Source organism: Streptomyces sp. NPDC096176 (genome assembly GCF_044763255.1).
Taxonomy (GTDB): Bacteria; Actinomycetota; Actinomycetes; order Streptomycetales; family Streptomycetaceae; genus Streptomyces.
Genome location: NZ_JBIWFV010000007.1, coordinates 345,321 through 363,391, shown reverse-complemented (window position 1 = coordinate 363,391; position 18,071 = coordinate 345,321). Strand labels below are relative to the sequence as shown.

The 18,071-nt window shown below is 71.1% G+C and carries 19 protein-coding genes and 1 pseudogene; 10 read left to right on the top strand and 10 right to left on the bottom strand.

Translation table 11 applies throughout. The annotated features are described in order from the left end of the window. The first annotated feature begins 64 nt into the window (after nt 1-64). Nucleotides 65-463 (top strand): hypothetical protein, encoded by a 399-nt coding sequence (locus ACIQ7Q_RS21960; RefSeq protein ID WP_403864834.1) that lies wholly within the window; start codon nt 65-67, stop codon nt 461-463. 512 nt (nt 464-975) lie between these two features. Here ACIQ7Q_RS21960 and ACIQ7Q_RS21955 read toward each other — a convergent pair. Then, on the bottom strand, nt 976-2,358 hold the full coding sequence (locus ACIQ7Q_RS21955; protein WP_403864516.1) for a hypothetical protein: 1,383 nt from the start codon (nt 2,356-2,358) through the stop codon (nt 976-978). Between the two features lie 101 nt (nt 2,359-2,459). Between ACIQ7Q_RS21955 and ACIQ7Q_RS21950 the strand changes: the two genes are divergently transcribed. The 4 genes from ACIQ7Q_RS21950 (at nt 2,460) to ACIQ7Q_RS21935 (ending at nt 5,701) form a co-directional block, all read left to right on the top strand. Further along, entirely contained in the window at nt 2,460-3,320 is an 861-nt protein-coding gene (locus ACIQ7Q_RS21950) for a CHAT domain-containing protein (protein ID WP_403864513.1), read from the top strand. Between the two features lie 3 nt (nt 3,321-3,323). Further along, complete coding sequence (locus ACIQ7Q_RS21945; RefSeq protein ID WP_403864511.1) at nt 3,324-3,605, top strand: hypothetical protein; 282 nt, start codon at nt 3,324-3,326, stop codon at nt 3,603-3,605. Then, a complete protein-coding gene (locus tag ACIQ7Q_RS21940) occupies nt 3,602-4,228 on the top strand; it encodes a hypothetical protein (protein WP_403864508.1) in 627 nt (208 codons plus the stop codon). The genes ACIQ7Q_RS21945 and ACIQ7Q_RS21940 overlap by 4 nt, the downstream gene beginning before the upstream one ends. Before the next feature lie 831 nt (nt 4,229-5,059). After that, nucleotides 5,060-5,701 carry a hypothetical protein gene (locus ACIQ7Q_RS21935; RefSeq protein WP_403864506.1) on the top strand — a complete coding sequence of 214 codons (642 nt, stop codon included), beginning with the start codon at nt 5,060-5,062 and terminating at the stop codon, nt 5,699-5,701. Between the two features lie 226 nt (nt 5,702-5,927). Here ACIQ7Q_RS21935 and ACIQ7Q_RS21930 read toward each other — a convergent pair whose 3' ends face one another. From ACIQ7Q_RS21930 to ACIQ7Q_RS21920, 3 genes and pseudogenes are all read right to left on the bottom strand, one after another. Next, nucleotides 5,928-6,440 (bottom strand): GNAT family N-acetyltransferase, encoded by a 513-nt coding sequence (locus ACIQ7Q_RS21930; protein WP_403864503.1) that lies wholly within the window; start codon nt 6,438-6,440, stop codon nt 5,928-5,930. Between the two features lie 266 nt (nt 6,441-6,706). Next, nucleotides 6,707-7,093 (bottom strand): glycosyltransferase, encoded by a 387-nt coding sequence (locus tag ACIQ7Q_RS21925; RefSeq protein WP_403864500.1) that lies wholly within the window; start codon nt 7,091-7,093, stop codon nt 6,707-6,709. Nucleotides 7,094-7,134: 41 nt separating this feature from the next. Further along, a pseudogene (locus ACIQ7Q_RS21920) lies at nt 7,135-7,227 on the bottom strand (LysE family translocator); the annotation flags it as partial. Nucleotides 7,228-7,346: 119 nt separating this feature from the next. Here ACIQ7Q_RS21920 and ACIQ7Q_RS21915 point away from each other — a divergent pair. Beyond that, nucleotides 7,347-7,841 (top strand): hypothetical protein, encoded by a 495-nt coding sequence (locus ACIQ7Q_RS21915; protein ID WP_403864497.1) that lies wholly within the window; start codon nt 7,347-7,349, stop codon nt 7,839-7,841. A gap of 94 nt (nt 7,842-7,935) precedes the next feature. Here the strand turns inward: ACIQ7Q_RS21915 and ACIQ7Q_RS21910 are convergent, their stop codons facing one another. Both ACIQ7Q_RS21910 and ACIQ7Q_RS21905 read right to left on the bottom strand, forming a co-directional pair. Next, a complete protein-coding gene (locus ACIQ7Q_RS21910; protein ID WP_403864494.1) occupies nt 7,936-8,151 on the bottom strand; it encodes a dodecin in 216 nt (71 codons plus the stop codon). Nucleotides 8,152-8,350: 199 nt separating this feature from the next. Continuing rightward, nucleotides 8,351-9,367, bottom strand: coding sequence for a tetratricopeptide repeat protein (locus ACIQ7Q_RS21905; protein WP_403864491.1), 1,017 nt, complete (start codon nt 9,365-9,367; stop codon nt 8,351-8,353). 273 nt (nt 9,368-9,640) lie between these two features. Here ACIQ7Q_RS21905 and ACIQ7Q_RS21900 point away from each other — a divergent pair, with 273 nt between their 5' ends. The 3 genes from ACIQ7Q_RS21900 to ACIQ7Q_RS21890 all read left to right on the top strand — a co-directional run bounded on the left by ACIQ7Q_RS21900 (nt 9,641) and on the right by ACIQ7Q_RS21890 (nt 12,847). Next, nucleotides 9,641-10,888: an extracellular solute-binding protein gene (locus ACIQ7Q_RS21900; RefSeq protein ID WP_403864819.1), complete on the top strand. Its 1,248-nt coding sequence runs from the start codon at nt 9,641-9,643 to the stop codon at nt 10,886-10,888. A 256-nt stretch (nt 10,889-11,144) separates the two neighbouring features. Beyond that, entirely contained in the window at nt 11,145-11,981 is an 837-nt protein-coding gene (locus ACIQ7Q_RS21895; RefSeq protein WP_403864488.1) for a GNAT family N-acetyltransferase, read from the top strand. Then, on the top strand, nt 11,978-12,847 hold the full coding sequence (locus ACIQ7Q_RS21890) for a lysophospholipid acyltransferase family protein (RefSeq protein WP_403864485.1): 870 nt from the start codon (nt 11,978-11,980) through the stop codon (nt 12,845-12,847). The genes ACIQ7Q_RS21895 and ACIQ7Q_RS21890 overlap by 4 nt, the downstream gene beginning before the upstream one ends. Here the strand turns inward: ACIQ7Q_RS21890 and egtD are convergent. Genes egtD through egtA form a run of 4 tightly spaced genes read right to left on the bottom strand, consistent with a single transcriptional unit; the run spans nt 12,742 to nt 17,091 of the window. Further along, nucleotides 12,742-13,704, bottom strand: coding sequence for an L-histidine N(alpha)-methyltransferase (gene egtD, locus ACIQ7Q_RS21885; protein WP_403864482.1), 963 nt, complete (start codon nt 13,702-13,704; stop codon nt 12,742-12,744). The two genes, ACIQ7Q_RS21890 and egtD, sit on opposite strands and share 106 nt — an antisense overlap. Beyond that, on the bottom strand, nt 13,701-14,456 hold the full coding sequence (egtC, locus tag ACIQ7Q_RS21880; protein WP_403864479.1) for an ergothioneine biosynthesis protein EgtC: 756 nt from the start codon (nt 14,454-14,456) through the stop codon (nt 13,701-13,703). The genes egtD and egtC overlap by 4 nt, the downstream gene beginning before the upstream one ends. Beyond that, the gene (gene egtB / locus ACIQ7Q_RS21875) at nt 14,456-15,817 is read right to left on the bottom strand and encodes an ergothioneine biosynthesis protein EgtB (protein WP_403864476.1); all 1,362 of its coding nucleotides are present in this window, start codon (nt 15,815-15,817) and stop codon (nt 14,456-14,458) included. Before egtB ends, egtC begins: the two co-directional genes overlap by 1 nt. Further along, the gene (gene egtA / locus ACIQ7Q_RS21870; protein WP_403864473.1) at nt 15,814-17,091 is read right to left on the bottom strand and encodes an ergothioneine biosynthesis glutamate--cysteine ligase EgtA; all 1,278 of its coding nucleotides are present in this window, start codon (nt 17,089-17,091) and stop codon (nt 15,814-15,816) included. The genes egtB and egtA overlap by 4 nt, the downstream gene beginning before the upstream one ends. 126 nt (nt 17,092-17,217) lie before the next feature. Between egtA and ACIQ7Q_RS21865 the strand changes: the two genes are divergently transcribed. Next, the gene (locus ACIQ7Q_RS21865; RefSeq protein ID WP_403864470.1) at nt 17,218-18,063 is read left to right on the top strand and encodes a TIGR02452 family protein; all 846 of its coding nucleotides are present in this window, start codon (nt 17,218-17,220) and stop codon (nt 18,061-18,063) included. The last annotated feature ends 8 nt before the right edge of the window (nt 18,064-18,071 follow it).

The following is an 18,071-nucleotide window of genomic DNA, read 5'->3' as shown; positions in this document are numbered from 1 at the left end:
GACAGCCCGGTACGCCAGCCCCGACCCACTGGGCCTGGCACCTGCGGCGAACCCGGTCGCCTACGTGACCAACCCCTGGACGCTCATCGACCCCCTGGGCCTCATCGCAAAGGGGTGTACCGAGGACGGCGGCTGGTACGGCGGCATGACCCCGGCCAACCTCAAGGACGAGAACGACAAACCGAAGTACCCGGTCAAGATGGAGATCAACCACATCCCGGCCAAGGTCTCCTACGCGCACCTCGACGAGGAGGGCTTCATCAACGACGCCGGAATGGGCCCGGCGATCCGTATGGAGAAGGCCGACCACCGGGACATGTCCTCGACCGGCTCGTGGGCGCACTCCGTCCAGTGGCGTGCCGACCAGTGCGCCCACATCGACGCCGGACGCTGGGACCTGGCCATGAAGATGGAGCCACTTCTGCCCGGCGGCGGCGACTTCGCCGGTGTGCGTCGAACATGACCCTTGACTCGCGGCCGTCGAAGGCCTTTTCACCGAAGCCGGGTGCCATGGTTGGCGGACCACGCCCGTTCCGTCTGCTTTTGGAGACGTTCCACCCCGACATCGGTCGAGTCGATCTTCAGCCCGGTCGCCAACGTCGTGTTTGAAGCGGCATGGCGGCCCGCACCGTGAACAGGAATCTCCGTGGAACAGCGGTCGCATCTCAACGACAGGTTCAGGCCTCATCCCCACCGCCGTGATTTCCTCCTGCACGAAGCGAACGGCCCCATCGCCGCGACCACTTCGTGGCCACGGAAGACACGATGCCGACGTGAGCGGCATCAGGAGGTGGATGTCCCGTGTCGTAGGCGCAGACTGGCACGACGTCGGTCCGCCTCTTGATCGCGCGTTGCTCCTGCCTTACGTGCGACAGCGTGCTCCTCTGCGGGCACCTGGCCTGTCCTCGCGGCGGGGCCGGAGTACCCGCGGCGACCGCTGAGGGCCGGGGACCGCGGGCGCGCCCAGGTCGGTGATCAGGGACGGCGGGGCGGACGGTCGAGCCGGTCGCGGACCGCGACCAGGCGCCGGGCCAGTGCCGGGGCCCGGTCCCGCATCTCCGTGAGGTCGGACCGCAGATCCAGCAACTGTGACCACAGGACACTGCGCCCCTGCTCCAGCAGCTCCACCGAGGTGTCGGGACGCCCCGCGCCGAGGGCCGCCGCTGCGGCGTCGCCCGCGAGTCCGCGCCACCGGGTGAGGAGCATTTCACGGTCGGAACGAGCCGCTCCCATGGACACGAGAATCCGTTGCAGCGCGATCGCCTGGCCATATGCCTCCAGGGCCGAGGCGTCCGATCGCCGTTCGGCGAACCGGGCCCATTCGACCGCCGCGGCCAGACGTGCCTCGGCTCGGCCCGTGGAGGCCATGGCCCCGGCGCGCCACACCTCGACCGCCTCCCGTGCCGAGTCGGCGTCGCCCGTGAGGTCGGACCGTGCGGCCAGAGCCTTCCCCAGGGTGTAGCGCAGGTTCACCGTGGTCTGGGAATCGAAGCCGAGCCCTTCCCTGCACAGGGCGATCGATTCGTCGAGGTCCTCCGCGGCCCCGGCGACGGTGAACCGGTCGAGCAGGTATACGGCCAGATTGTGAACCATCTGTCCCAGAGCCGGATGGTCGTTGACGTCCCTTGCCCTGCGGGCGGCCGAGATCGCCTTGTCCAGGTCGGCCGGATCGCCGGTTCTCGAGTACCGCTCTACCGCGACGTGCCCGAGGGTGTCCAGGGCGCGGGCCTGGAGCTGGTGACCGGCGGGGGCGAGGTCGACGGCCTCACGTGCTGCCGCATCGGCGGCCCGGAAGTCGGCCTCGTCACCTGTCCTCCGGTACCGCTCGCGCAGGCCCAGGGCGAGGTTGATCAGCCGGTTGGGTCTGGCCTGGTGGTGCGGGTCGGTCCGTCCCACGGCCTGTTGGAAGGACGCGATCGCTCCATCCAGGTCCTCCGAGGTGCCCATCTCCTCGTGCCGCTGGGCCAGGCAGGCGCCGAGGTTGGACAGGGCCGCGCCGGCGTCCGTTTCGCCGCTGGTCACGGCTTCGCGTGCGAGCAGGACGGCTCTGTGCAGATCGTCGAGCTGTCCGAGCGACTGGAACCGCTGGAGCACCGCCGTGCCATGATGGCCCACGCCGCCCGCTTCGCCGCCTTCGGCCGCCGCCCGGCCCTGTTCGATCGCCTCGTCGATGTCCGCGACTGAGCCGGTGCTCTCGGACCGCTCGCGCAGCGCGGCGCTCAGGTCCGACCGCCAGCGGGGGAGCTCCGCCGGAGCCGTGCCGTGGAAGGCGAGGGCCGCCCGGCCGTGGTCGACGGCCTCGTCGATGTCGGCGCGGGCGCCGGTACGGCTGTACCGGATCCGCAGGAGGTAGCACAACTGCCCATGCAGGGGCAGACGCGCAGCTGGAAGGTGCTCCGGCCCCGGATGACCTGCACGCCTATCAGGATGCGCAGCAGGCGCTCGCCGAGCTGCGTCTGGTGACCGAGGCGAACCTGCGCGGCACCCTCGGCCGGCTGTGGGACCGGGTCGCCGGCCCGGTACTGGCCGACCTGCGTCCCGTGGCCCGACCCGACGGGTCTCTGCCCCGGCTGTGGTGGTGCCCCACCGGGCAACTCGCGCTCCTTCCCCTCCACGCAGCCGGTCACCACGACGAACCGGGCCGCAGTGTGCTCGACACCGTCGTGTCCTCGTACACGCCCTCCTTGCGCGCGCTGCACCTTGCCCGGCAGCGTGCGGTGCCGGACGGTGGACGGATGCTCGTCGTAGCGATGCCGCAGACACCGGGACAGGCGCCGCTCCCCAACGTGGCAGCCGAACAGGCCCTGCTGGAGGACCTGTTCGGTGCGGACCAGCGCACGGTCCTCAGGGAGTCGGACGCCGTCGCCGAACGGGTCCTGGCGGAACTGAGGACTCATCAGTACGCCCACTTCAGCTGTCACGGCACCCAGAATCTCAACGAGCCGTCCCGGGCCGGGCTGCTGCTCGCCGACGGCATGCTGTCGGCGACGGACCTGCTGGCAGGCCGTCTGGAGACGGACCTGGCCTTCCTGTCCGCATGCAAGACCGCGACCGGCGGTGTGTGGCTGTCCGACGAGATGATCACGTTGGCGGCGGCGCTCCACCACGCCGGATGCCGGCATGTGATCGCCACTCTCTGGTCCGTGTACGACCCGGCCGCCGCGTTCGTGTCCGACCACGTCTACCGACAGCTGAAGCGGGACGGCGGGCTGGACACGGAGGCCGCCGCCCATGCATTGCACTCCGCCGTCGTCCGACTGCGCGACCGCCACCCCGACCGGCCGAGCGTCTGGATCCCTTTCACCCACACAGGACCCTGAACCGTGAGCCATCTTCCCCTGCCCTACCTGTTGTCGAACGACCCCTCCTACGCCCCGGCGGCGGCCGCGGCGTTCACCACCGACGACTACGGCGACGGGGCCGCAGTGCTCCGTGGACCGTGCCCGCGGTGCGGCATCTCCCTGGAAGTACCCGCCTTCGACGAGGTGGTCAGAGGCGTCGGCGGCGCCGACCCCCTGCTGGTCCTCTGCGACTGCCGCGAGGAGCACCCCGGGCGCCCGGACGGCCGCAGCGGATGCGGTGCCTACTGGAACTTCCTGCTGTGACCCGCCGACCGAGGCCAGGTCCCCCGGCCACACCCGAGGACCTCCGCCGCGCCGAGGAGCGGGACGAGCTGATCCGCGGCGAACTGCCCCGCATCAGGTCCGCCGCCCTTGCTTGGCGCAACGGACTGGGGGCCCTGCTCGCCGGGCTCGTCGGCTTCGGCCTTGTGAAGGGCCGGTCCGACGTCGGCCAGCTCGCCGAGGGCTGGTCCGCAGCGGTCGGCGCGATGCTGCTCGCGGCGCTGCTCTGCGGCGGCTGTGGCGCGGCACTGTTGCTGCGGGCGGCTCACGGCCGCTTCGGAGTCGTCCCGTTGCGCGACCTGCCACCTGCCGCCGTCCGCGCACACACGGAGGCGTTGAACTCGGTGGTGGCCCTCAGGCGCGGCGTCGTCGCCACCTCCGCCTGCGCGGCGCTGCTCGTCGCCGCTGTCGCCACGACCTGGTACGGGCCGCCCCGTGACGAGCCGGCGCTGCGTGTCGAACACGGCGGCACGACGACCTGCGGGAAGGTGGTGCGGGTCACCGGCGGGGCGCTGGTCCTCAAGACGGAGAGCGGTGAGGTGCCGGTGCCGTTGAGACTGCTCGTCGCGGCCAAGCCGGTGGCGTCGTGCGCCCCGAAGCAATGACGGAGCCGTTGGGCGCCTTGGGTCTGCGGGGCCCGGCGCGCGGAGGGGTCCCAGTCGTGCAACGGACGACGAAGCAGCGGACGACATGGGCACGGTCAGCCCCTGCGATGCCACCACACCAACTCCGGATCTGCCATCGGCTCGTGATGCGTTCGCCCAAGGAGCACCACGTCCAGGCGCTCGACCTGCAACCAGAGTTCGGCGGCGGCCCGTGGTGGCAGCATGAACAGGGCCTCTTGCAGCTTGTCCCGGGCCCAGCCCTCGCCGCAGCACGGGCAGATGAACCCAACCTCCCATGGTCTCCACCGGCGCTTGGTGCCGTGGACGCGCACGGACCACACGCTCAGCGCCACTGACACAACGCCCGGAGACAAACGCTCCCGTTCGAGCACACGGACGGCGGCATTCGCCGCTCCCGACAGACCCGGGACATCGCGGTACCGCACCCAGGGTGTTCCCCAGCCGCGTTTCCGTGGCCGTAGCGAACCTGGTGTTCTACGAGGCACGGCCCCTTCGGATGCACGTCATGGACGGCATCCTTGCACAGTACAAGACCGGCCGGACCGGACCAGGTTTGACGTGCACACGCCACGCAAGAGCGCAACCAGCGAGACGTCATGCGACGAAGGCCGGCACCCTCCTGCCGGCCCGTCCACCCGTGGCACACGGCCGGGCCGGTCAGGCCTCGGGCACCTCGAGCGCCTGACGGACGGTCAACGGTCGAGCGCGGGAGCCCGGGACGGCCTGCCGCGGGCGACCGCCCGGCAGCGTGGCGGGCCGCCCGCGGGGGTAGGGCACACCCGTCGGCGGCCGCTGAGGTGGGGGAAACACATGGATCTGGAGCGGTGGCTCGGCCTGGCGGGCCTGGTGTCCGCCGGTGTCGGCGTCTACTACGCACGGGGGGCGCTCGCTCCCGAAAACGTCGGGGAATCACGGCGGTCCTTCATCAACGGACGGAAGGACATGAGCGCACGCTTCGGGGAACTCTCCGAGACGGCCGCCGACATCCACGTGCGCGCACGCCCCACGCTGGAACGGATCGGGACCTCCACCCTGCTGTGGGAACCGGCGATGCGCCCGCCGCGGCCGGTCCCGCTGCGGCAGGTGACGCTCGCCTGGCAGGAGAATCCGCCGCCGGCCGACCCTGCGCTGCTCCGGGCGGCCCAGCGGTCCCTGCCGAAGGAGACCAGGTCACGGCGGTACGAGCGGTACTCCTCGGCCCTGGGCGATCTCGCCCGGCCCGCCCTCTTCGAGGACCGCCCGTCCTTCCGGCTGGTGCGGGCCGACTGGTCGCACGCGGACGGGCCCCGTCTGGATTTCAGCGCCGGCCAGTACTTCGACCTCATCGATCAGAACGAGGCCGTCGCCCATGAACTCGCCGAGGCCACGCGGCGGGAGCCGGGGCGCCTGCCGTGTTGTTCAGGGTGCTGGCGATCGCCCACGGTCCCAGCCCCAGCGTCATGTCGCGGGTGAAGGCGCCGTCGTTGTCGTCCGTATCGGACTTGGTGCCCTCGCAGTACAGCCGGTGCACGACCAATTGCTGGTACCAGCCGATGTAGCGGCGGGCCTCGTACTGGTCTGAGCCACGCTCGTTCTTCGCCGTCTGGAAGCACTCCTCGATCTGCCGGCGACCCGAACCAGGTCGGCCACCGCGGTCTCCCGTGGGGCGTAGGCAAGGAAGCAGGTGATCTCCTCGGTGCTACAGCGGGACGTGGATGTCGAGGAGGGGTCCGACGGCACGAGGGGGCGATGCGTCCAGACTCTCCAGGACGTGGAGCATCGGTACGTTCTGCGCAGCGACCGCCGCGGTCAAGGTGTGGTGGCCCGCCCGGCGGGCCACTTCGGCCGCGTGTGCGGCCAGGGCGGTGCCCAGCCCCTTGGACTGCCAGGCGTCCTCAACCAGAACGGCGAGCTCGCCCACCCCTCTCCGGTCGGTGCACATCACGTTGGTCATGGCGATGATGTGGTCCATGCGCTGGGCAGGGGTGGTCACCAACGTGGTGCCGCGCTCCGGGTCGGACAGCAGGCGCCATCCGGCGGGAGAGAGCCGGGGTTTGCCGGCGTGGTAGCGCAGGGCCCGGCTGCGTGGCGAGCAGCGGCGGTGCAGTGCTTGGATCGGTTCGAGATCGGCGGGTGTCACTTCGCGGGTCCGGGTGGCGGTGCCGTCGGTCAACGTGATCGGGTGCGCGGTGTCTTGGCCGACGTCGGGCATGCGATGGTCTCCTGACAATGGCATACGTGACGGGCGTGCGGGCGGACCCCTCGGGCGGATGTCCGCTTCGGCACACGAGCAGTCTTTTGCCACTCCCCGCCCGACTCAAGGCGGGTTTGCGCCAAAGCGATTACGCTTCGCACTTGGTACGTCACTCAACAGAGTCATCCTCCCGTGGCGCAAGCCGCTTTGGTCACAACTGACGGCAGCCCCTGGCGGCCCCGCACGCGCTGGCCGAAGTGACCAGGGGGAGCGCTCGTGACTGTCTACGACATGCACTTGTTGAGGACGTGGCAGGCTCGGGCCGTGCCGTCTTCGGCTTGCAGAGCCCCGCCGAGCTGACGCGCGGTCTCAGCGTGGACAGTGTTCCTGGTAAGGGCATGCAGGCGTTGGGTGAGCGCAACGACTGTGAGATCACGGGCTGGTAGTGGTTCGGGTCCCGCGCGGAGCTTGCGTACCCGTGAGGCCCAGTAAGCCTGGTCGCCGAAGAATGGGCAGACCAACGACGGTCTTCCGGCTCGCAGTGCTGAAGCTGTGGTGCCTGCACCGCCGTGGTGGACGACTGCGGCCATCCTGGGGAACAGCCATTGGTGGGAGGTGTCGCCTACTACGAGGATGTCGTCTTCGCTGGTGGCGGGGTCTCCGGCCAGCACTCCGCGTAGTCCTGCGCGTCGCAGCGCGGCCCTTACGATGTCCGGCCGATGACAAACAGCACGCTCGGTCCCGGGATGGCGGACAAGAGAAGAGACATGGTGCAGAAGGCCAGGAGCCGGTGAGGGTCGATCATGCGCGGGATCTTCTCCCACGCATGCCCAGGGGCGCCAGAGCGACTTTCGACCTAGGTCATAGAGGATCCCGCTCGAAACGCCAAGATTCACTTCCGAAACACGCCCTAGGGTGGTCGGCGTGACACGCAGCAACAGGCCCCTGGCCGTATTCGACCTCGACGGCACGCTCTCCGACTCCGGGCACCGCCAGCATCTGCTGGAGCGCACACCGCGGGCGTGGGACGCCTTCTTCGACGCCGCACCCGAGGACCCGCCGCTCGCCGAAGGGGTGGCGCTGTGCCGGGGGGCCGCGCAGGAGTGCGAGGTGCTCTATCTGACGGGCAGGCCGGAGCGGTGCAGAGCGGACACCGTGGAGTGGCTCGCGGCCCAGGGACTGCCCGAGGGGCGGCTCTTCATGCGGCGCAACGACGATCGGAGGCCGGCGCGCAGGACCAAGCTGGAGATCCTTCGGCGGCTCGGCCGCGACCGGGAGATCAGCATGTTGGTCGACGACGACGAGCTGGTCTGCCAGGACGCGGAGCGCGCCGGTTTCCGAGTGGTGCGGGCTCGCTGGGGAGCGGCGAGCACGACCCCAGCGATGCGGGAGGCCCAGGAGCGCGAGGGCCGCACCTGAGCCTCCCGGCCCGCCTGCGGGCCGCCGACCCCTGCGGACCGCACCGCGCACGCCGGCGACCACGCGCGCGCCCGGCGTGCTGAACGGGTGAACGTCAGACGCCGTCCTCGAGACGGAATCCAACCTTCAAGCCGACCTGGTAGTGCTCGATCTGCCCGTCGACGATGTGCCCGCGGACCTGAGTCACCTCGAACCAGTCGAGGCCCCGCAGGGTTTGCGAAGCCCGCGAGATCCCGTTCCGGATGGCCTGGTCGACACCGTCGGGGGATGTGCCGACGATCTCGGTGACTCGGTAGGTGTGGTTCGACATGGGTGCAGCGCTCCTCTCGATGCGTTCACTCCACGGTGCCCCACCAGCAGGCTTCCCGCGAGGCGTCGGGACCGGGGCCGTGCCGCTGCCCGCCACCCGAGCACCCCTGACGGTGCGACTGCGCTCGAGCGGGCCTTCTGCCGCCCCGCGCCGGCTGTGCCCAGGCGCGCGGCGCCGACCCGCACCGCCGGGTGCGCGGTCAGGCAGCAACCAGCTCGGAGCGGAAGGCGACGACGGACTGACGGGCCTGCCGCAACCCGATCCGGGCAAACTCCCTTTCCAGTTCAGCCAGTTCGGCGAGAGTCGCCGCCGGGGCGCGGCCTCGGCGAGCGCGGGACTTGGCAAGGCCCAGCCGCGCCAGCGCCGTTCCCCGCGCCTCGTGCATGCCGCGGAACTCGCGCAGCGCCACCGCGTAGGCCGTGCACGCTTCCTCGTAGCGGGCGGCACGGAACAGCACGTTGCCGCGCATCTTGTGGTTGTAGGCCAGCGCCCCTGCCAGCTCCAGATCCCGGCAGACGGCCTCCGCCTCGGTGAGCAGGTCGAGCGCCCGGGCCGTATCGCCGCCCAGGGACAGCACGTCCGCCATCCCGCGCAGCGACCACGCCCTACCCCGCGCGTCGTCCGCCTCTGCCGCGATCCCTACGCACTCGGTGAACAGCTCAAGGGCCCTTCCGTGCTCGCCTGTGTTCCGGTGCATCTGGGCTATGCCGGAGAGCGCCCACACAATGTGGCGTGCCTCGCCGTGGGCCCGCGCCTGCTGGAGGAGCTGCTCGTGCAGGTCGGCGACGGCGGCGTAGTCCCCCTGGATCCGTCCGGTCTCCGCGAGCCCGGCGAGCGCGTAGCCGTGCGCGAGACGCTCACCACAGGCGTCGGCGAAGGCGACGGCCGCGGAGAGCAGCCGGCGGGCGAGCGGCAGCGTGCCGCACTGGCGGGCCAGCGTCCCGCCGCTCCACAGCGCCCACGCCATCCCCGCCGTGTCCCCGGCCCGCCGCGCGCAACGGTAACTGTCGCGCCAGGCGGCCCGCGCCTCTGCCGCCCGCCCCAGGCGCCGGTTGGCCTCCGCGAGCGCCAGCGCTGCACGGGCTCTGTCCAGGTCGGTGCCCGCGTCGCGACGCGCACGCTCCGCGGTGGCGAGAACCTCGTCGTAGGAGGAGTTCACGCTGAGAGCCGCGCCCAGATCGCCCTGGTACTCGGGGGCAAATGCCTTGCCGTACATGTCGAAGTGGCCTCCTGACCGTAAGGGGTTCGATCAAGAAGCTACGAGGCGGAGGGGGTTCGGCGGATCAGCCTCCCTATGTGTCTTCGGGTAGCCCCGAAGTGCTACGCCGGGACGGCCGGTCATCATCCGGACGTAGGGGGCATCGAGGTGTCCGGGACTTGACCGGACTATTGGTACAGACCAAAATCCAGCCAACACACCCGTGCGAGCGCCGCGCGCTTTCCCCCCACGTCGGGTCCATCCTCCATGCCCACGCTGAAGGTGACCTACGTGAAGAACCGCCGGTACGCCCTGTCCACCGTGCTTGCCTGCGCCATGACGCTCAGCGGCTGCGGGGTCCTCCCGGGCAGTTCGGAGAAGAGCACCGTCGACATCTGGCTGATGCAGGACAGCGTCTCCGAGGAGTTCCTCGAGCGTTTCACCTCCGAGTACGAGAAGCAGCACCCGTCCGTCGATCTGCGGGTGACCGTCCAGGAGTGGACGGGCATCGGCAAGAAGGTCACGGAGGCGATCCAGAGCGACGACGCCCCAGAGGTCATCGAGGTGGGCAACACACAGGTCGCCCAGTACGCGCAGAGCGACGGCCTGCGCGACCTGACCCTCGAGGCCGTCCGCGACCTCGGCAACGAGGAATGGCTGCCGGGCCTCGCGGAACCGGGCAGCATCAACGGCTCCCAGTACGGCATCCCCTGGTACGCCGCCAACCGCGTCGTCATCTACAACAAGGAACTGTTCGCGAAGGCGGGCATCACCGAGCCGCCACGGGACCGTGCCGAGTGGCTGGAGATCTCCGAGAAGCTCGACGGCGACGGTGAGCAGGGCATCTATCTGTCGGGCCAGGACTGGTACACCCTTGCCGGCTTCATCTGGGAGGACGGCGGAGAGCTGGCCGTGGAGCGGGGCGGCAACTGGGAGGGCGCGCTCCACACCAAGGCGGCCCTGCGCGGTATGGACTTCTACAAGCAGCTCCAGTCGCACGGCGACGGGCCGAAGGACGCCGACGAAGTCACACCGCCCCAGGCCGAGGTCTTCGCGAAGGGCGACGTGGCCCAGATCATCGCGGTGCCGAGCGCGGTGCCCCTCATAGAGAAGGCCAACCCGGCACTCAAGGGCAAGCTCGGCTTCTTCCCGGTGCCGGGCAAGACTCCGGAGGTGCCGGGCGCCGTCTTCATCGGAGGCTCGGACCTGATCGTGCCCGAGAACGCACGCGAGAGATCCGCCGGCGTGGAGGTCGTCAAGGCACTCGCGAGCGAGGAGTGGCAGACCGAACTCGCCCTGACGATGAACTACGTGCCCAACAAGACGACCCTCGCAGGCGTCATCGCGGACAACGAGGGAACCGCAGCGATGGCTGCCGGCGCCGCGCGCGGCCGGGCCACGCCCAACTCTTCCCAGTGGGCCGACGTCGAGGCCGACAACCCGATCAAGCCCTACATGACGGCAGTCCTCCAGGGTCAGGACCCCGCCCGCGCGGCCCGCGCCGCCTCAGCCAGGATCACAGCGGCGCTGACGCCCTGACCGGGAGGGCTCGGGCGGATCACGAGCGGGAAGCCGTCGTGCGGGGGAGGGCTTGGGCGGACCGGTCGTGGGGCGGGGCACGGGCCGGTCGGGCGGGGCGGGGCGCGGGCCGGTCGGGCGGCATCGCCCGGCATTCAGCGTTCTCACATCCGCTCTCCGCCGGGCGGTCATGTCGAATCCAGTCGGCCACGGAAGAAACAAGGAGCCGGGCCGTCGCACCCGCGGTCCGCCCCTCCCTCCGGCCCAGGAGACCGCCATGCCCGCATCGCCGCTCGTCCTCCCCGCCCCACTGCCTACCCAGGCGCATGCCCAGGCCCCCGCACCCGCCCCCGCGCCCGCCGCGGGCGACGAGCCCCGCTATGTCGTCTCGCTCGCCCGCGACCAGGAAGAGGTACGTGCCGCGCAGCGACTGCGTCACCAGGTGTTCGCCGGCGAGATGGGCGCCCGGCTCGACGGGCCGGAGCCGGGCCTCGACAGCGACGCCTTCGACGCCTACTGCGACCACCTGCTCGTCCGCGAGGCGGAGAGCGGCGCGGTGGTCGGCACCTACCGGCTGCTTCCGCCCGACCGCGCCCGGATCGCCGGACGCCTCTACTCCGAGGGCGAGTTCGACCTGACCCGGCTCGGCCCGATCCGCGACGACCTCGTCGAGGTGGGTCGCTCCTGTGTCCACCCCCTGCACCGCAACGGCGCCGTGATCGCCCTCATCTGGGCGGGCCTGGCCCACTACATGACCCGCACCGGCCACAACTGGATGGCGGGCTGCTGCTCCCTCCCCCTCGCCGACGGCGGCACCCTCGCGGCGGCGACCTGGGACACCGTACGGACCAAGCACCTCGCACCCGAGGAGTACTGGGTCACGCCGCACAAGCTCTGGAACGCCGACACCGCAGCACGCCCCACAGCTCTCCCGGCCGGACGCACCGAACTGCCGCCGCTGCTGCGCGGCTACATCCGGCTCGGCGCGTGGGTGTGCGGCGCGCCCGCCCACGACCCCGAATTCAATGTCGCCGACCTCTACGTGCTGCTGTCGCTGCGCCGCACCAACCCCCGCTACCTGCGGCACTTCCTCTCCCTCGCACCGGTGCGATGAGCGTCTGGCTGCCCACCGCCCCCTGCACGCCCGGGGGGTGCGCCACCCACCACGGTCCCGTGGCCGGCCCGGTCGTCATGGGCCTGCGACTGCTGGCGGGCCTCACAGCCGTCACCGTCGGCCTACTGCTGGCCCCGTTCGCGGCGCTGCTCGGCCGGCTCTTCGGCACAGCGTTCCGGCACCGGCTGACCCGCTGCTGGTCGCGCGCCGTGCTGTGGGCCTTCGGCGTACGGGTGCGGGTGATCGGCGTCCCCCACGAGCGGTGGGCATCGCTGGTCGTCGCCAACCACATCTCCTGGCTGGACATCCCTCTGGTGGCCGCTGTGCTGCCCGGTCGGATGCTCGCCAAGAGCGAGGTGCGCGGCTGGCCGGTCCTCGGCCCGCTCGCGGCCCTCGGCGGCACCCTCTTCGTGGAACGGGACCGGCTGCGAGCCCTGCCCCACACCGTGGCGTCGATGGCGGCAGCTCTGCGCGACGGCGGCCGTGTGGTCGTCTTCCCTGAGGGCTCCACCTGGTGCGGCCGCGGCCAGGGCCCGTTCCGTCCTGCGGCCTTCCAGGCGGCCCTGGACGCGGGTGTCGCCGTCCAGCCCGTACGCATCACCTATCTGCCGACCGGCGCGGCGGCGTTCGTCGGCGACGACCCGCTGCTCGCTTCCCTGTGCCGGGTAGCGGCGGCCGGCGGGCTCACCGCGGAGATCCGGCTGCTGCCGCCGATCCTCCCCGGGGCCTTCCCCGACCGCCGCTCACTTGCCCGGGCGGCTCAGCTCGCCGTCGCGAGCGAGAGCGCGAACCGCCCCTCCTCGTCGGTCCACCAGTGCGTCAGATCCAGGCCGGCCTCGGCGAGTTCTTTGCGCACACCGTCCTGACGGAACTTCGCGGACACCTCTGTGCGCATTTCCTCGCCCGCCTCGAACGGCACCACCAGATCCAGTTCCGGAATCTTGACCGTCAGGGACGAGCGTGCCCGCAGCCGCATCTCGATCCACTCGTTGTCGTGGTCCCACAGCGCCACATGCTCGAAGTCGCCGGGATCGACGTCCGCGTCCAGCTCCCGTGCCAGCACGGTGAGTACGTTCTTGTTGAAAGCGGCCGTCACCCCTGCCGCGTCGTCGTAGGCGCGGACCAGCACCGACTCGTCCTTCACCAGGTCCGTCCCCAGCAGCAGGAAGTCGCCCGGGTCCAGCAGGGTGCGCACCGACCGCAGGAACACGGTCCGCTCGGCCGGCAGGAGATTACCGATCGTGCCGCCGAGGAACGCGACGAGCCGCGGCGCGGGCGTGCCCGGCAGGGCCAGCCCCCGTGTGAAGTCGGCGATCAGGGCGTGCACGTTCAGCTCCGGCCGTTCGGCGAGCAGCGTCTCGGCCGCGCCCGTGAGCGCGCTCTCGCTGACGTCCACCGGTACGTAACTGTGCAGTCCGGGGAGCGCGTCCAGCAGGTAACGGGTCTTCTCCGAGGAGCCGGATCCGAGCTCCACGAGGGTTCGCGCCCGCGTCGCCGCCGCGATCTCCGGTGCCCGGGCGGCCAGGATCTCCCGCTCCGCTCGGGTCGGGTAGTACTCGGGGAGCCGGGTGATCTCCTCGAAGAGTTCGCTGCCGCGGGCGTCGTAGAACCACTTGGGCGGCAGGGACTTGGGCGTACGGGTCAGACCGTGCAGCACATCGGCCCTCAGCGCGGCGTCCGTCGCGTCCTCGGGCAGGGTGCGGGTCAGCAGGAACGGGCTCACTGGGTCGGCTCCTTGAGCTCGGTCAGCAGGACGTCGGCGCGAGTCGCGATGAGCACGGTGCGATCGGGCGCCTCCTGCCAGAGGGGATCGTCGTCGTACGGTTCGGAGGCCACGACCGTGCGCCGGCCGGGTTCGGTCAGGTACCAGAGGGTGTCGCCCCAGGCGGTCGCGGCGACCGTCGTGCCGTCCGTCAGGAGCAGGTTCAGCCGGGATTCCGGCGCCGCCGCAGCGGTGTCGCGGACGGTGTCGGCGAGGGCCTGACCGAGGCTGTCACCCGCGCGCAGCCGGTGCAGCACCAGCGCCCACAACAGGGCGGAGTCGTTGCGCGCCTCCATCGACAGCAGCTCGTCGGCGGGCAGCGCCGCGGCGAGCGCGCCCATCGAGGCGGGCCACCCCCGCACCGCGCCGTTGTGGCTGAACAGCCACGGCCCCGCGGCGAAGGGCGCTGCCGCCGCCTCGCCGTCCGCGCCGGGCGCGGTCGCGTCGCGTACGGCCGCGAGCAGGGCGGTGCTGCGCACCACGCGGGCCAGGTCCGTGAACGAGAGATCGGCCCAGATCGGTCCCGCACGCCGGTATCTGGCCGGTACGGGATCGCCCTCCGCGTACCAGCCGACCCCGAAGCCGTCGGCGTTGACCGTGCCGTAGCGCTGCCGGCGCGGCTCCCACGACTGGTGCAGCAGACCGTGCGCCGGCTCCACCAGCAGCGTGCCGAGCGGTTCCGGCGGTCCGAGTGCGGCGATATGACGGCACATCAGGCCATGCTCCCGTCGGAACCGCGGTGAGAATCCGAACTGCCGTGAACCTCCGGGCCGGCGTTTCCTTCCGCGTCCCGTGCCGTGCGGAAGCCGGCGAAGATCTGGCGGCGCACCGGAAGGTCCCAGTTGCGGAAGGTGCCACGGCAGGCCACGGTGTCCACCGCGAACGAACCGCCGCGCAGCACCTTGTGCTCGCTGCCGAAGAACACCTCCGAGTACTCCCGGTACGGGAACGCCGCGAAGCCCGGGTACGGCAGGAAGTCGCTCGAGGTCCACTCCCACACGTCGCCGATCAACTGCCGTACGCCCAGGGGCGACGCGCCGTGCGGATAGCTGCCCGCCGCCGCGGGCCGCAGATGACGCTGGCCGAGGTTGGCGTGCGACGGGGTCGGGTCCTCGTCGCCCCATGGATAGCGGTGGTCCGTGCCGGTGCGCGGATCGTGCCGGGCGGCCTTCTCCCACTCGGCCTCCGTGGGCAGCCGGCGCCCCGCCCAGCGGGCGTAGGCATCCGCCTCGTACCAGCTGACATGCAGCACAGGCTCCTCCGGCGGCACCTCCTCCACCACGCCGAAGCGACGGCGCAGCCACACTCCGCCCTGCCGCCGCCAGAACAGCGGTGCGCCGATGTCGTGTTGTCTGATCTGGTTCCAGCCCTCGTCGGCCCACCAGAGCCGCTCCCGGTAGCCGCCGTCCTCGATGAATGCCTGGTACTCGCCGCAGGTCACCGGAACCGTGTCGATGTGGAAGGCCGGCACGATCCGCCGGTGCGCGGGCCGCTCGTTGTCCAGAGCCCACGGCTCGGTGGACGTGCCCATGGTGAACGCACCGCCGGGGACGAGCACCTCGCGCGGCAGCGGCCCGCGGTCATGGACGGGCGGCTCGGGGGCCGCGAGCGCGGCGGGCCCCTTCCGCAGTTGATGAGTGATCAGCATCGTTTCGTCGTGCTGCTGTTCGTGCTGGGCGATCATTCCGAAGGCGAAGCCCGCGTCGACCAGCGGGCCGCCCTCGAGCGGCGTCCGTTCCAGGATGTCCAGCACCCGGCCGCGGACGTCGGAGGCGTAGACGCGGGCCTCCGCGGGGGGCAGCAGCGGCAGGGTGGGCCGCTTGGCGCGGGGATGCTCGAACGCGTCGTAGATGGAGTCGATCTCGGGCCGCAGCGGCTCCCTCCCGCCCACCGTGCGCAGCAGCCACTGCTCCTCCTGATTGCCGATATGAGCCAGGTCCCATACCAGCGGCGACATCAACGGGGAGTGCTGGGCGATGAGTTCGGGCTCGTCGACGCATGAGGTGAGAGCGGCGGTACGGCTGCGGGCCCGGGTCAGCGCATCGAGAGCCTGACGGCGCAGTTCGTCGGTCATGTGCCAAGGTCCTTCACCATGGAGGGGATGCGCAGATCGTCCGCGGGGGATCTGCCCCGCATTACGTGGCGCTCGTTGAAGTCGGCGACCGCTTCGCGTACCCGCGTGGACGCACCGAGGCGCTCCAGGGCCTCCAGCGCCGCGGCGAAGCATGTCATGGCCGCGGCGTGCAGCTCCTGATCGGCCAGACCGTGCCGCGCGGCCGCCACCCACAGCGGGTCGCGCGGCGCGGCGGGAGAGCCTCCCGTGAACTCGGCGAGCGGCTTGATCGCACGGTACGCGGTCTCCGCCGCCTCCGGATCGTCGAACAGCGCGGCGGTCACCGCGAGCGGCACCATCCAGCCGTCCTCCCCGGGCTGTGCGTCGATCATCCGCAACTCGAGGTGACCCCGGGGACGCACGGGCGGAAACAGTGTCGTGAGGTGGTAGCGGAGGTCCTCGACGGTCGCCGCCCTCGGCGCGCCGGAGCGCAGCCAGTCCCGGAACGTCAGCCCGTCCTGCAGCGACCAGGGCCCGTCAGGCATGCGCACGCACATCACGGGCGCGTCCAGGGCATGCGCGGTCCACGCGGAACGCGGCTCCGCGTCCAGGGGCGGCGCCATGGGGCGCACCGGGTCGAGCATGTTCCACACCGCCTGGCGCGTGGAGCGCCAGCCGGTTCGACGCCCCTGCATCACAGGGGAGTTGGCGAAAGAAGCCAGCAACACCGCCCCGATCAGGTGCGCGAGGCGCCAGCGACGGCCGTGACCGAGCGGCCCCGGCTCCTCCTCGCCCGCGTCGAGACAGACCTGGATGGAGGCGGAACTGCACATCATGCTGCGGCCGAAGGGGCCGGATCGGTCGAAGTACGACTCCATCGCGTCGTAGCGCGGTTCACGGAGCACGCGGCGGGGCGGATGCCAGGGATCGAGGCCCAGGCCGTTGAGAGTGAGGCCTGCCGGGCGGAGCGCTTCTCTTACTGCGTCCAGGTCGGCGGCTGTCGCGGCGATGCACTCCATCAGGGAGGCGGCGGGCTGCGAGCTGAGTTCCAGCTGGCCGCCGGGCTCGAAGGTCAGAGCGGAGTTCAGGGTCAGGGCACGTACGTCGTCGAAGGCGGCCTCGAGACGGTCGGGCGCCACGCGTATCTCGGGCCGCTCCCGTTCATGGACCAGCCACTCCAGTTCCACACCCAGGGTGCGGGGCGGGCCGGTCTTGAAGCAGATACATCGGAGCAGGTCCTCGGCATCGTCCTCGGATATCGGACGGCCGAAGTCGCCCGTATCAGGTGGGTGCATGATCGGCTCTTCCAGTCGAAGGGTCTCTGCCAACCTAAGGCCACAGCCGCCGGTTCGCACAAGAGTCCCTCTGAGGAGCGAAAATGTGTTTGCCGCCGCCACCTGCGGTTCCCGAAGATGTCGGTCATGAGTGCACGACTGCGGGGGATCGCCAAACAGACCGAGGAGATCGTCGAGGAGGGGATGTACCGGCTTCCGGACGGACGCGAGGTGCGCATCGGCGAGGAAATCGCCGCCGCTCTCGCGGGCACCCGGATGTACGGCCCCGAACCCGTGGCGGTGACACCGGACGCCGACCGCGCCACCGCCTTCGAGGTCACCGGCGAGAGCAGCACCGAGGCGGCCCGCCGGCTCACGGCCGCGGCACCGGAAGCCGTTGCCGTCCTGAACTTCGCCTCCGCCCGTAACCCGGGCGGCGGCTATCTCAACGGGGCGCAGGCACAGGAGGAGGCACTGTGCCGCTCCTCCGCCCTGTACGCCACGCTGCTGCGGGCCCCCGAGTTCTACGAGCACCACCGTGCGGAACGCAGCGTGTTCTACACCGATCGGGTCATCCACTCACCGGGCGTCCCCGTCTTCCGCGACGACCGCGGCCGTCTGCTCCCGGAGCCGTACGCGGTCGGCTTCCTCACGTCGCCCGCGCCCAACGCCGGAGTCGTCGCACGCCGCACCCCCGACGAGGCTCACCGCATCCCCGCCGCCCTCGCCGCGCGCGCGGAACGGGTCCTGGAGACGGCCGCGGCCTGCGGATACCGCCGACTCGTCCTCGGCGCGTGGGGCTGTGGGGTCTTCCAGAACGACCCGGCCGCGGTGGCCGGAGCGTTCCACGCGCTGCTGACCGGGGGCGGGCGGTTCGCCGGCCACTTCGACGAGATCGTCTTCGCCGTGCTGGACCGCGCCGGCACCTCGCCGACGCCGGCCGCGTTCCGCCGGACCTTCGCGGACCAGGTTCTCGGCGACCGGGTCCTGTGAGGGGTGCT